The organism is Actinomadura sp. 6N118, assembly GCF_044326415.1.
Classification (GTDB): domain Bacteria; phylum Actinomycetota; class Actinomycetes; order Streptosporangiales; family Streptosporangiaceae; genus Spirillospora.
Genome location: NZ_JBIRAZ010000010.1, coordinates 195209 through 208079 on the forward strand (window position 1 = coordinate 195209; position 12871 = coordinate 208079).

Annotated in this window: 10 protein-coding genes; 6 read left to right on the forward strand and 4 right to left on the reverse strand. The window is 70.6% G+C overall.

What is annotated here, in order from left to right; all coding sequences use genetic code 11:
* Positions 1–20: 20 nt before the first annotated feature.
* On the reverse strand, positions 21–923 hold the full coding sequence (locus ACH34W_RS26325; RefSeq protein ID WP_395963737.1) for a LysR family transcriptional regulator: 903 nt from the start codon (positions 921–923) through the stop codon (positions 21–23).
* 141 nt (positions 924–1064) lie between these two features.
* On the opposite strand from ACH34W_RS26325, the gene metE reads away from it, so the two are divergent.
* The 3 genes from metE to ACH34W_RS26340 all read left to right on the forward strand — a co-directional run bounded on the left by metE (position 1065) and on the right by ACH34W_RS26340 (position 7162).
* Entirely contained in the window at positions 1065–3332 is a 2268-nt protein-coding gene (gene metE / locus ACH34W_RS26330) for a 5-methyltetrahydropteroyltriglutamate--homocysteine S-methyltransferase (RefSeq protein ID WP_395963739.1), read from the forward strand.
* A 93-nt stretch (positions 3333–3425) separates the two neighbouring features.
* Complete coding sequence (locus tag ACH34W_RS26335) at positions 3426–6167, forward strand: helix-turn-helix transcriptional regulator (RefSeq protein WP_395963740.1); 2742 nt, start codon at positions 3426–3428, stop codon at positions 6165–6167.
* A gap of 62 nt (positions 6168–6229) precedes the next feature.
* On the forward strand, positions 6230–7162 hold the full coding sequence (locus ACH34W_RS26340) for an alpha/beta fold hydrolase (protein WP_395963741.1): 933 nt from the start codon (positions 6230–6232) through the stop codon (positions 7160–7162).
* 38 nt (positions 7163–7200) lie between these two features.
* Here ACH34W_RS26340 and ACH34W_RS26345 read toward each other — a convergent pair whose 3' ends face one another.
* Together ACH34W_RS26345 and ACH34W_RS26350 are read right to left on the reverse strand one after the other, a co-directional pair.
* Positions 7201–9912, reverse strand: a complete 2712-nt coding sequence (locus tag ACH34W_RS26345) for an AAA family ATPase (RefSeq protein WP_395963742.1) — start codon at positions 9910–9912, stop codon at positions 7201–7203.
* 14 nt (positions 9913–9926) lie between these two features.
* Positions 9927–10535 carry a DsbA family protein gene (locus tag ACH34W_RS26350; RefSeq protein ID WP_395963744.1) on the reverse strand — a complete coding sequence of 203 codons (609 nt, stop codon included), beginning with the start codon at positions 10533–10535 and terminating at the stop codon, positions 9927–9929.
* A gap of 204 nt (positions 10536–10739) precedes the next feature.
* On the opposite strand from ACH34W_RS26350, the gene ACH34W_RS26355 reads away from it, so the two are divergent.
* From ACH34W_RS26355 to ACH34W_RS26365, 3 genes are read left to right on the forward strand one after another with little or no spacing between them, the layout of a single operon-like run.
* Positions 10740–11741: an AAA family ATPase gene (locus ACH34W_RS26355; RefSeq protein ID WP_395963746.1), complete on the forward strand. Its 1002-nt coding sequence runs from the start codon at positions 10740–10742 to the stop codon at positions 11739–11741.
* 10 nt (positions 11742–11751) lie between these two features.
* Positions 11752–12198, forward strand: coding sequence for a MarR family winged helix-turn-helix transcriptional regulator (locus ACH34W_RS26360; protein WP_395963747.1), 447 nt, complete (start codon positions 11752–11754; stop codon positions 12196–12198).
* Positions 12199–12230: 32 nt separating this feature from the next.
* On the forward strand, positions 12231–12425 hold the full coding sequence (locus ACH34W_RS26365; protein WP_395963748.1) for a hypothetical protein: 195 nt from the start codon (positions 12231–12233) through the stop codon (positions 12423–12425).
* Positions 12426–12515: 90 nt separating this feature from the next.
* On the opposite strand, the gene ACH34W_RS26370 is transcribed toward ACH34W_RS26365, so the two are convergent.
* Positions 12516–12863, reverse strand: coding sequence for a DUF3140 domain-containing protein (locus tag ACH34W_RS26370; RefSeq protein WP_395963750.1), 348 nt, complete (start codon positions 12861–12863; stop codon positions 12516–12518).
* Positions 12864–12871: the final 8 nt, after the last annotated feature.

Below are 12871 nucleotides of genomic sequence, written 5' to 3' on the forward strand. Positions count from 1 at the left end.
GGTACGAAGGCCCAGCGGGACTAGGGAACGCCGCGGCGGCGGAGGGCCTCCTGAACGGTCTGGACGAGGGCCATCACTTGGGCTGAGGCGTTCTCCCGGTCCCAGACGAGGCCGTACGTCATCCGCAGATCGCCCAGGTCACCGTCGCCGAGCGGCGGGAAGCTGATGTCGGGGCGGCGCACGGTCTCCGCGAGGAGGCGCGGCGCCGGCATCAGCCCCCGCCCGGCCGCGACGAGATCGAGGGCCGCCGCCAGGTCGTCGATGTCGTGCGCGGCGGCCTGCGACTGGAGGGCCGCGCGCAGCCGTCCGGGAAGCTGCACCCACAGGGCGCGCGGCAGGAGGACCGGATGCCCGGTCAGCTGCTCCAGCCGTACGGACGAGGCGGTGGCCAGGGGCCCGCCCGCCGGGACGGCCAGGTGGGTCACGGGCACGTGGAACCGCGCGGTGGTCGCGAGCCCCGGCGGGAACGGCGCACTCATGATCGCGACCGCGGCCGTGCCCTGGGTCAGTTCCGCCGTCGCCTCCGTCCAGACCGCCGGGCGCAGCTCCACCTCGGCGTCCGGCAGGTGCCGGGCGAGGCGCCGGGCGACCTGCGCGGCGAGCGTCCCGACGAGCGGGTCATAAGCGAACCGAATCGACTTCCCCTGTGGACCGGCCAGACGGCTCGCCTCTGCCGAGAACGCAGCTGCCTGTTCCAGCAGGGCTTCGGCGTGCGGCAACAACGCCCGGCCTGCCGGGGTCAGCTGGACCTCACGGCTCGTTCTCTCGAAGAGCCGCAGGTCAAGGGTCCGTTCGAGGCGCGCGATCGCCTGGCTCACTGCGGGCTGAGACATGTCGAGCTGGACCGCCGCCCGGGAGAAACTCAGGTTGCGCGCGACGGCCGCGAAGCATCCGATGTCGCGCAGCGGCGGGCCGTGATCCATCGCTCAGCGCTGCCGGGTGGGGGCGATCTCTGAGGTCATGCGACCAGTGTCGGCGATAACCGGCGCTGATGGATCCGGCAGGCGTGGACCGGGCTGTGCACACTGCGTTCCCTCGCCATCGCAGGATTCGAAGGAGACCGCATGACCGCCCGGCCGAACGCCGTTCCCGCCGCTTTTCCCGCCGCCACGATCCTCGGCTATCCGAGGATCGGACCGCGCCGCGAGCTCAAGCGGGCACTGGAGTCGTACTGGAACGGCCGATCAAGCCGCGACGACCTGACCTCGGCGGGGCGCCGGCTCCGGGAGGCCACCTGGCGGCGGCTGACGGACCTGGGGTTGTCGGCGCCGCCGTCCAACACGTTCTCGTTGTACGACCATGTGCTCGACACCGCGTTCATGCTCGACGCGGTGCCCGCTCGCTATCACGCGGCCGACGATGTCTACTTCGCGATGGCGCGCGGCACCGACGATGTGGCGCCGCTTCGGATGACCAAGTGGTTCGACACCAACTATCACTACATCGTTCCGGAGATCGGTCCGGAGACGGCCTTCCGGCTGGCGGACGACAAGCCGCTCCGTGAGGTCGCCGAGGCGCGGGAGCTCGGCATCTCCACGCGGCCGGTGCTCCTGGGACCGGTCACCTTCTTGCTCCTCTCGCAAGCGTCCACCGGAAGTCCGGACGGATTCACGCCGATGCATCGGTTGAACGACGTGCTCGATGTGTACGCCCAGCTGCTGAGGGCGCTCGCCGCGGAAGGCGTGGACTGGGTGCAGCTGGACGAGCCCGCGCTGGTCGCCGATCGTTCGGACGAGGACTTGGTGGCCGTACGGGTGGCGTACGAACGGCTCGGCGGCCTCAACCTCACTGAGCGGCCACGGTTGTTCGTCTCCTCCTACTTCGGGGAGCTCGGCGCGGCCCTGCCAGTGCTGGCCGACTGCCCCGTTGAGGCGATCGGCCTGGACCTCGACCGGGGACGCGACGTGCTGGCCCGGCGTGACCTGGATTCCCTCGCGGGCAAGACCGTCGTGGCCGGTGTCGTGCCGGGCCGGAACGTCTGGCGAACTCACCTGAACGACGCGTTGGACATGCTGCGGTTTCTGCGCACCAAAGTTGGCGACGTGACCGTGAGCACCTCGTGCTCGTTGCTCCACGTTCCGCATGACCTGGAATTGGAGACCGACCTCGACCCCGCGCTGCGGAAACGCCTGGCCTTTGCCGACCAGAAGGTGGGCGAGGTCATCGAGCTCGCCCGGCTGCTCGCGGCGGCGCCCAACGACGCAGTGACCACCCCACCCGTACGACCCGAGGCCTCGTCGCCGGAGGGCACACCGCCTGCCGAGCGCAGCCCCTATCCCGTCCGCGCCGCCGCGCAGGCCGAACACCTGCGCCTCCCGCCGCTGCCGGTGACTACGATCGGGTCGTTCCCGCAGACCGGCGACGTCCGGGCGGCCCGTGCGGCACTGGCCGCCGGGAAGATCACCAACGAGCGCTACGAGGCGCTGGTCAAGGCAGAGATCGAACGCGCCGTACGGCTCCAGGAGCGCCTCGGCCTCGACGTTCTCGTGCACGGCGAGCCCGAGCGCAACGACATGGTGCAGTACTTCGCCGAGCATCTCGACGGCTTCGCCATCACGAAGCACGGCTGGGTGCAGTCGTACGGTTCCCGCTGCACGCGTCCGCCCATCCTGCACGGCGGCGTCGGGCGGCCCGCCCCGATCACGGTGGGCTGGGCACGGTACGCGCAGTCGCTGACCGGCAAGCCCGTCAAGGGCATGCTCACCGGGCCGGTGACCATCGTCGCCTGGTCGTTCGTCCGCGAGGACCGTCCACTGAGAGCCGTCTTCGACCAGGTGGCGGACGCGATCCGCGCCGAGGTGGCCGACCTCCAGAACGCGGGCGTCTCGATCATCCAGGTGGACGAGCCCGCGCTGCGTGAGCTGCTGCCGCTACGCCGGGCCGACCAGGCCGCCTACCTCTCGTGGGCCGTCGCCGCGTACCGGCGGGCCACGTCTGTCGCGGCCGACCGGACCCAGATCCACACCCATCTCTGCTACTCCGACGCCGCCGAGGTGCTCACCGCCATCGACGCCCTGGACGCCGACGTGACGACGATCGAGTCGGCCCGTTCCAACGCGCGTGTCCTGGACGATCCGGCGATGAAAGGCTTCGTCCGCGGCCTCGGCCCAGGCGTCTACGACATCCACTCGCCCCGCATCCCCACGGTGCCAGAGATCACCGACCTGGCCGAGAAGATCCTGCGCGTCCTCCCCGCGAACCAGGTCTGGATCAACCCCGACTGCGGCCTCAAGACCCGCACGTACGACCAGGTCGAAGCCGCCCTCACCAACGTCGTCACGGCCACAACCGACCTCCGCGAGCGGGTTGCCTCGCTGAGCCGCAGCGTCTGAACGACGGGCCCTCGACCTTGCTGTAGGTCGAGGGCTCTTTCGGATGCGTTCCCGGTGGCCCGATGAGCAGCGCACCTGCGGCACAATCGGCGCATGTTGCACGGACGGGGGACGGAACGGGCGGCGGTCGACGAACTGGTCGCCGCCGTCCGTGGAGGAGCGAGCCAGGCGCTCGTGCTCCGTGGGGAGGCGGGCGTCGGCAAGTCGGCGCTTCTCGACCACGCTGCCACGTGCGTAGTCGCTGGGGGGATGCGGGTCCTGCGGGCTACAGGGGCGGAGCCTGAGGCGGGCTTGGCTTTTGCCGCATTGCACCAGTTGCTGTGGCCCGTGACCGACCTGCTCGACGCGCTGCCCGAGCCTCAGCGCGACGCCGTGCGCGGTGCGCTCGGCCTTGCCGTCGCATCGCCCGCCGATGCCCGGTTTCTTCTGTCAGCGGGGGTGTTGTCGCTGCTCACTGAGGCGGCAGCGGACGGCGGCCTGCTCTGCATCATCGACGACTTCCAGTGGTTCGACCGGGCCTCGGCGGATGCGGTGCTGTTCGCGGCCCGGCGGCTGCGTGAGGAGGGCGTGGGCATGCTGCTCGCGGTCCGCGACCACACCGGTGTGCCTGTCCGGGACATTCCGGAGCTTCGTGTCGGTGGCCTGGACGAGGCGAGCGCGGCGGAGCTGCTTGTTGAACGGGCTGCTGTCGCACCAAGTGGTCCCGTGCTCGGCGAGCTGGTCGCGTTGTGCGGAGGGAATCCGCTGGCCCTTGGGGAGGCGGCTGCGACGTTGACGACCGAGCAGCTCACCGGTCGTGCGCCGCTCCCTGATCCGCTGCCGGTCGGCTCAGGGATCAGCGAGGTGTTCGGCCGCCAGGTCGACGGACTGCCCGAGCCGACGCGGCGCGTTCTCCTGATCGCGGCGGCGGAGGGGTCGGGTGAGCTTGGTCTGGTGCTGGACGCGGCGGAGCGGCTTGGTGGCGGCGATCCAGCGGCGGCTCTGGCCCCGGCGGAGGCCACTGGGCTGGTCAGTGTCGTGGGAGCGTCGATCCGGTTCCGGCATCCGCTCGTTCGGTCGGCGGTGTACGCCAGGGCGGATTCCGTCCAGCGTCGGGCTGTGCACAATGCGCTCGCCGATTCCTTGGGCGGCGATCTCGACCGGCGGGCCTGGCATCGGGCGGCTGCCTCGGTCGGCAGGGACGAGGAGGTTGCGGCCGAGCTGGCAGCCTCGGCAGAACGAGCACGGGAACGGGGTGGTTACGCGGATGCGGGCGCCGCTCTGGCGCGGGCGGCCGAGCTCACGCCTGACCGGGCGGTACGAGCCCGGCGGCTGACGGATGCGTCCACCGCCTCTTGGCTGGGCGGCCGTCCCGGACAGGCGGAGACATGTCTTGCCGAAGCGCGCGAGCTGGCCGACGATCCGCGGCTCCTCGCCGAGCTGACCCAGTTGCGCGGCCGGTTCGAGCTCCATTCGAGTGATGCGGCCGAGGCGCAGCGTGTGTTCATTGAGGGCGCCGAACTCGCCAAGCACGCCGATCCCGACCGTGCCCTGGAGATGCTGGCCGACGCCGCCGAGGCGGCCGGCAATGTCGGCGACAACGGGGCTCTTGCCGAGATCGGACGTCGGGCGGCGTCGTTCGATGGGGGCGATCCGTTCCTCCGGGCCATGCTGGTCGGCATCGGGGCGATGATCGAGGGCGATGTTGAACGCGGCGTGCCGGTTCTGCGTGCGGCGCTGCCCGACGCCGACGGGCTCGACCAGGCCGCCCACCTGCTGTGGGCCTCTGCCGCAGCCGGCCAGCTAGGGGACATCGACGCTTCGGCCGACTACATCATCCAGGCGGGCCGTGTCGCCCGTGTCTCGGGGATGACCGGTCAGTTCCCGGTCGTCCTGGAATTCGTGGCGCGGGCCGAGCGTCTCAGCGGCCGGTTCACGCTGAGCGCGGCGATCAATGAGGAGGGGCTGGCGCTGGCCCGCGAGGCCGGGTACACCAACTCCGCGGCCGCGCACCTGGCTAACCTCGCGGTGATCGCGGCCGTTCAGGGGCGTGCGGACGACTGCGAGCGGCAGGCGCGTGAGGCCCTCGCCCTCGCCATCCCGCATCGGGTCGGGCTGCAGGCGAGCGTCGCCATGTACGCCCTCGGGCTCCTCGACCTGACACTGGGGCGCTTCGCGGCGGCGCACGCCCGCTTCGAGTCGATGGTCAACGCAGGGTTGGGAGCCGCCCATCCGATCTCCACCTGGCGCTCCAGTCCGGACCGCATCGAGGCCGCGGTCGGCTGCGGTGAGCTCGGCGCGGCCCGCTCGACCCTGACGTCGTACGAACGCTGGGCCGCCAACGCGCTGGGCCCGCAACCGCTGGTCGCACGCTGCCGGGCTCTCCTGGCCGAGGACGCCGGCGAGGCGCTCGCGCAGTACGAGGAGGCGCTGCGTCTGCACGCCACGGACAGAGGTTCGCCGTTCGAGGAAGCCCGGTCAGGCCTCCTTTATGGAGAGCGGCTCCGCCGGAATCACCGGGGAGGGGACGCGCGGGGCCCGCTTCGTACCGCCATGGAGACGTTCCAGCGGCTCGGCCTGAGCCCGTGGGCCGAGCGGGCCCACAACGAGCTGCGCGCCGCCGGCGAGTCGGCCGCCCGCCCCGAGCCGGTCGCCCTGAACGACCTCACCCCGCAGGAACTGCGCATCGCCCGCCTCGTGGCAGAGGGCGTGTCCAACCGCGAAGTTGCGGCCCGTCTGTTCCTGAGCCCGCGCACCGTCGAGTACCACCTCTACAAGATCTATCCGAAGCTCGGCATCTCCTCCCGCACCGAGCTCGCACGCCTGATCGACCACGGGGCCAGTGGAACCCAGTAGTCCTACGGATGGCACTAGTGACGGCACCGGCCATTCTCTTCCTTGTCAGCAGGAACGGCCTGGTGAGAACCCGCGAGAAGGAGCTGGACATGGCTGCCGAGCGCATGATCGTTAATGGGGACGTCGAGCTGTGGACCGAGGAGTTCGGCGACCCGGCCCACCCGCCGGTGCTGCTGGTGATGGGGTCGATGTCGCAGGGTGTGCTCTGGCCCGACGCGTTCGTCGGGCGGCTGGTCGCCGCCGGGCGCCGGGTCATCCGGTACGACCACCGGGACACCGGCAAGTCGAGCGCGATCGACTTCGAGAACGCCCCGTACACCTGGGCCGACATCGCGAAGGACGCGCTGGCCGTGCTGGACGCGTACGGCATCGACAAGGCCCACTTCGTGGGGCACTCCGCAGGTGGGTTGATCAGCCAGTGGATCGCCGTCGAGCAGCCGGAGCGGGTCCTGTCACTGACGGTCATCGGCTCCTCCCCGCTCGGCCGCGAGGAAGGCGCGAACCTCGTACGGGCCCTGATGGGCGAGGACCCGCTGCCGGGCGCACTCCCCTACCCCACCCCCGCGTTCATCGAGCATTTCTCCAAGATGATGACCAACCCGCCCGGACCCGACCGCCGGTCCCAGATCGACGTCGCCATCGAGACCGCCCGGGTGCTCCACGGCCCGGCGATCCCGTTCGACGAGGACGAGCAGCGTCGGCTGGAGGAGAAGATCTTCGACCGGGACCGCGACCCCGCCACTGTCGGCAACCACCGGCTCGCCGCCATGGCCGACCCCGCGTTCGAGCCGGTCGGCGTCCTGGACCGGATCACCGCGCCCACGCTCGCCATCGAGGGCACGGAGGAACCCGCCAAGCCGGGTCACAGCGCCCTCATCGCCGCCGCGATCCCGGGCGCGGAGCTCCTGATGATCGAGGGCATGGGCCACACGCTGCCCCCGCAGATCCACGCCCAGCTCGCCGACGCCATCCTCGCCCACACCCGTACAACCTGATCCCCATGCAGTACGTGGCACGGCTTGGGCTGGGCGGGTCAGGCTAGGCGGGACAGCTCGTTTCGGGACGCCACGCCTAGTTTGGGATAGGCCTTGTAGAGGTGGTAGCCGACGGTCCGGGGACTCAGGAAGAGCTGGGCTCCGATCTCCCGGTTGCTCATACCGGCGGCGGCCAGGCGCACTACCTGCAGTTCCTGCGGGGTCAGCAGGGCGAGCACGTCTGAACGGTCGGGGGTGGCGTCGCCCAGGCTTTCCCCGGCCGCGCGCAACTCGGCGCGTGTCCGCTCCGACCACTGGTCCGCGCCGAGCCGTTCGAAAATCTCCAGGGCGGTACGCAGGTGGGTGCGCGCCTCGTTGCGGTGGCGGGACCGGCGCAACCACTCGCCGTAGAGCAGCTCGGTACGGGCATGTTCGAACGGTGGACCGCCCTGGAGGTGCAGTCCAATGGCTTCCTCATAGAGGGCTTCGGCTTTGTTGTCGGGGGCGAGCAACGCGGCGCACCGCGTCGTTATCGCGCGGCCCCACGGCTGCCCCATCTGCATGGCCCAGTCCTGGTGCCAGCGTGCGGGCTCATGGGCTCGTTCCGGCTGTCCGACCCTTACGGCCGCCTCGACCAGGTCGGGAAGGGCAGCGATGATGCCCGCGCGGCTCGTTCCCGCCACGACGCCGGCCAGGCGGTTCAGCGACGCCTCGTGACGGCCCAGTCCCAGGTCGAGCAGGCTCAGCGCGGTCGCGGCGTGCACGTTGCTGGGCGGCAGCCCGCGCGCGAGTGCCTCCGTCGTCAGCTCCTCGCAGCGCCGCTCGTCTCCCTGCATGGCCGCCAGCTGCGCGAGGGTCGTGGCCTGGTAGACCCGGATCCGGTGCTGCCCGGTGTCCGCCGCGATGCGCATGCCTTCCGTCGCGGTCGTCAGCGCGTCGCGGGTATGGCCGAGGAGGAGCTGCAACCGCGCCAGCGGCATCAGCACCAGCGAGAGCAGGCCAAGGGCGCCCTCGCTGCGATAGCGGCGTTCAAGCTCGGCCGCCGCTTCAAGACCGCCGTCCAGGTCACCGAGCATCAGATGCCACATCACGGTTCGTGGGGCGTCGCGGGGGCCGAGGCAGTCGCTCATGCTCTCCATCAACTCGCGCAGGGCCGTCACCCCGTCGGCGGCGCCGGGCCCACCCGGGTTGAGCCCCGTGAACGCCCTGGCCAGGGCACGGACAAGCTCGGCGTTCGGCACTCCGAGCTCCTCCGCCCGCGACGCAGTCCGGTCGAGGAGGGCGAAGTCGCCCGCGTTCGCGGCGGCCGAGCCGGCCTGGAAGAAGAGGTAACCCGCGGTCTGCGGGTTGAGGCCGGCGACCGACTCGGCGGTGTCGGCCAGCAGCCGGTGGGCTTCCTTTGTCCGGTCTTGCTCGTCCGCCAGCCCGGCCCGCAGCAGGACGAGGTCTGCGTGTTCGAGCGGGTCGGTCACGTCGGCCGTGGCGCGTTCGGCCAGCGAGATCGCCTGCTCGGGCATACCCGCGTCGGCCGCCGCCGCTGCCGCCACCGACAGCCGCCGCCCGCGCTGCCCGGGGTCCAGCGAGAGCATGGCGGCACGCTCGTACATGGCGGCCACGGAGGCATGGCCGCCACCTCCACGCTCGAACTCCGCGGTCTCCTCCAGTACGGCGGCGGTCTTTTCGTCCGGCCCGGTCGTGGCGCTCGCGAGATGCCACGCGAAGTGGCACCGGTCGCCTGCCGCGCGGTAGGCGTCGGCGAGGGCGTTGTGAACGCTCAAGCGACGGCTGAGCGTCGCCTCCTCGTACACGGCGGTACGGATCAGGGGGTGGCGGAACTCCAGCCTGCCGTCCGCGGTGCGCACCAGCCGTTCACGCTCGGCCGGTTCGAGGTCGGCGACCGAGGCGCCGAACCGCTCCGCCGCCGAGAGGATCATCGCCAGATCACCCTGGTCGTCGATCGCGGCCATCAGTACCAAGAGCTGGGTCTGCTCGGGGAGCGCTGCGACACGTTCAGCAAAGGTCCGCTGCAGTCGGGTGTACGTCGTGGACGGCCCGGCAGACGCATGCGCCATGGGCAGCTCCAGCAGTGCCAGCGGATTGCCCATCGCCGTGACGAGGACCTCGTTGCGAACGTGCGCAGGCAACTCCGCGGCGCGGGCATTGGGCAACTCCGCGGCGCGGGCATTGAGCAACTCGGCGGCGGCCTCCTTGTCCAGCGCTCGCAGCCACAGCTCGGGCAGCCCCTCCGTGATGAACTCCGGCGCGTCCGGATCACGCACTGCGAGCAACATCGCGATCGCCTCCGCCTCCAGCCGGCGGGCCACGAACAACAGCGCCTCGGCGGTGGCGGGGTCAAGCCAGTGGGCGTCATCGATCAGGCACAGCAGCGGCCGTTCCTCAGCGAGGTCCGAGAACAGCGTCAACACCGCCAGACCAACCAGGAAACGATCGCCGCGCGTCTCGTCGCCGGTCCCGAGATTCAGGGCGCCCCTCAGCGCCCGCGCCTGTCCCTCCGGAAGCGCGTCAATCCGATCGAGATACTTGCGCAAGAGAAGATGCAGCCCCGCGTAGGGCATCCCGCTCTCACGCTCGATGCCCGTCCCGCGCAGCACCCGCATGTCGGTGGCCGCGCCCTCAGCGATCCCCAGCAGAGCCGACTTTCCGATCCCGGCATCGCCCCGCAGGACCAGGACACCACTCCGGCCTGCACGGGCGTGCTGGAGCAGTCGCTCGATCGCTGCCTGCTCTACATCACGCCCGTAAAGCCGCATATCCGCAACCCTACTCACCTGGCGGGAACGTGACCTTTCGTCGCTGTCAGCACCGCAAAAAGCTCCTCCTCCGACTGTGCGCCGACCAGTTCCCTGCCCTCGACAAGGAAAACAGGAATTCCCCGCACGCCCAGCCCACGCACCCTCTCAAGCTCGGCTCGCAACTCCTCGGCGCCCTCATCGCTCCACGTCACCCCGACCTCCTCGGCCAGGGAACGCAGCACGCCGACATCTCCCACGTTCAGCTCATCCGTATGGTGCGCGCGGAACAACCGTTCCACCATCTCCTCGCCCTTGCCCTGCGCGCTCGCCACCGCGATCAGCCTGTGCGCCTCGAAGGTGTTGGAGAAGACGGCCCGCTCGTGCCGGAACACCAGCCCCTCCTCCGCGGCCTTGGCGGTGATCCCGGTGATGGCGTCCGCGGTGCCGTCCCCGAACGACCGGCGCAGCACGTCCACCTTGAGCTCGCCCTCCGGCGTCGCCTCCGGGGCGAGCTGGAAGGGCAGGAACCCCACCTCCAGCTCCCCACCGGCCTCCCGCACCCGGGCCGCGACCCGCTGGAACCGGTTGAACGCGAAGTACGACCAGACGCACGGCACATCCAGAACGATCTCGACCCTCATGACGCGTCCCTCCAGTGCTGACTACCGACCCAGTGCCGGCTACCGACACCAAGACGCTACGAACGCTCCCCTGGCCCCGGCATCTGTCATCCGACTGGTCCCCGACCGAACAGACGTGGGCGATTCGTGTTTAACGATCTCTTTGTGGCGGTACGGAGCGTGCACATATCACTACTCTTTGTAGCGAGTTCCCAGGAGGGCGTTGTGACGCTTCAAGATCATCCCCCGGCTGGGCCGGGGGATGCCACGGTTCCGCTTGCCTTGTGCCTGCCGGGTGTCGAAGTCGAGGCACTCACGCCGGACCGGCTGCTGCTGGGGCGGCGGGACGCGCCCGTGCACGGGTGGCGGCGGGCGGTCTACCGGCTCTCCTGGGGGCGGGTGCATCCGCCGGAGTCGGCCGGCGCGTCGCGGCGGCGTGAGCTGATCTCGCGGGTCCGTACGCCGGTCGCCGGCGGTCACCACCGGGTGGCAGTGCTCAGCCTCAAAGGGGGTGTGGGCAAGACGACCACGGCGGTCGGGCTGGGGTCGGCGCTCGCGGCGGTACGGGGCGACCGGGTCATCGCCATGGACGCCAATCCCGACCACGGCACGTTGTCGGAAAAGGTGCGGGTGGAGACGCCCGCGTCCGTGCGGGATCTGCTCCAGATGGCGGCCGGGCAGACGCCGCGTTACGCCGATGTCCGCGCGTTCACCTCCCAATCGGTCAGCAGCAGGCTGGAGATTCTGGCGTCGTCGCGGGATCCCGAGCTGTCCGAGGCGTTCTCCGATGAGGACTACCTGGCCGTTGCGGAGTTGCTGGAGAACTACTACTCGATCTGCATCACCGACTGCGGTACCGGGCTCCTTCACTCGGCGATGGGGGCGGTGCTCGAGCTGGCCGACCAGATCGTGCTGGTCACCATCCCGTCGGTCGCCGCGGCGCGATCGGCGAGCACGACGCTGGACTGGCTGGAGGCGCACGATCACGGCCATCTCGCCCGGTCGGCGACGGTCGCCTTGTCCAGCATCCGGCCGGGAGGCGGGGCCGGGGTCGACGTGGGCGCTCTCCGCGAGCACTTCGACAGGCGGTGCCGGGCCGTGGTGGACGTGCCGTTCGACCCCCATCTCGCGGAGGACGCCGAGGTCGAGCTCGACCTGCTCGCTCCCGCGACGCGTGAGGCGTTCCTCGTGCTCGCCGCCACCGTGGGGGACGGCTTCGGCGGGTAGGCTCGCGGGCGTGAACGATGGACTGGACGTCGAGTCCGGCATCCGCGCGCTCCTGCTCCTCATGCCCCGGGTGGTCGGGCGCGCGAAGAAGCTCGGCGTACCCAAGGAGCTCGCGTCGTTCTCCCTGGCGCCGCGGCATCTCTCGCTGCTCGCCTACCTGCTTTTCGACGGCGCCATGACGGTGAACGAGCTGGCCGCGAGGCTGGAGGTCACCCCGGCGACCGTCAGCCTGATGGTCGGCGAGCTGAGCCGCCAGGGCATCCTCGACCGCCGGACGGACGAGGACGACCGGCGCCGGGCGATCGTGAGCATCGCCCCGGCTCACGAGGCGGCCATCAAGGAGTGGCTCGGTCAGGGCGCCGAGGCCTGGCGCCGCGCGCTCGACCCGCTGACGCCCGAGCAGCGAAGGCTGTTCGTCGACACCCTCCTCGCGTACGAGCGGGCACTGGACGGTTGATTGTCCGGCGCGTCCGCGGGCAGGAGAGGTCCATGGAGAAGAAGGATCAAGCCAAGCCCCTGGCCGACCGCCGCGCCGAGGCGGATGCGCCTCAGGAGGACGCCGAGCCCGATTTCGGTGACGAGCACGCTCCGGGCCCGACGGATCCGCCCAATGCCACGGCGGACGCACCTGGCGGGGAGGACGACGGCTACAGCCCGCAGACCGAGATCCCGAAGGGGCCATAGACCCTGGGAGAACGCGGATTCCCACGTTCTCCCAGGGCCGCAGGGCTCTCACGGCCGCTCAGGGCCGCTCGGAAGGCTGCTCAGAGCCTCTCAGGGCGTCGGTCTGAGCGGGTCGTGGCCTACGGTCATCAGCTCCCGCCGCCAGTGATCGTCCTGTTCGGCGCCGGCAGGGCGGTCTTCCAGCCTGTCCTCGACGAAGTCCACGACCTGCCGCATGGTCTCGGTGTCGGCGCCCGTGAGATCGACCTTGCGTTTGCGGAGCACCTCGATCACCCGGGTGCCGAGTTCCGGCAACTTCAGGTCCGGATCGGCGGGGAGCGCGTCCTCGCCCGAGGCGTCCGTGAGGAGCCAGGTCCGCAGTTCATCCGACGTCATGTTCACGATCTGGTGGAACTCCTCCCAGAGGAGCTCCGTCTCGCCAGGGATCCGTTCCTTCATTCCTGCCC

Excerpts from the sequence above, each read along its gene's own strand:
- ACH34W_RS26350 (WP_395963744.1), bottom strand. The coding sequence starts at position 10,535 with ATGAGGGTCGAGATCGTTCTGGATGTGCCGTGCGTCTGGTCGTACTTC.
- ACH34W_RS26345 (WP_395963742.1), bottom strand. The coding sequence starts at position 9,912 with ATGCGGCTTTACGGGCGTGATGTAGAGCAGGCAGCGATCGAGCGACTG.
- ACH34W_RS26325 (WP_395963737.1), bottom strand. The coding sequence starts at position 923 with ATGGATCACGGCCCGCCGCTGCGCGACATCGGATGCTTCGCGGCCGTC.
- ACH34W_RS26370 (WP_395963750.1), bottom strand. The coding sequence starts at position 12,863 with ATGAAGGAACGGATCCCTGGCGAGACGGAGCTCCTCTGGGAGGAGTTC.
- ACH34W_RS26365 (WP_395963748.1), top strand. The coding sequence starts at position 12,231 with ATGGAGAAGAAGGATCAAGCCAAGCCCCTGGCCGACCGCCGCGCCGAG.
- ACH34W_RS26335 (WP_395963740.1), top strand. The coding sequence starts at position 3,426 with ATGTTGCACGGACGGGGGACGGAACGGGCGGCGGTCGACGAACTGGTC.
- metE (WP_395963739.1), top strand. The coding sequence starts at position 1,065 with ATGACCGCCCGGCCGAACGCCGTTCCCGCCGCTTTTCCCGCCGCCACG.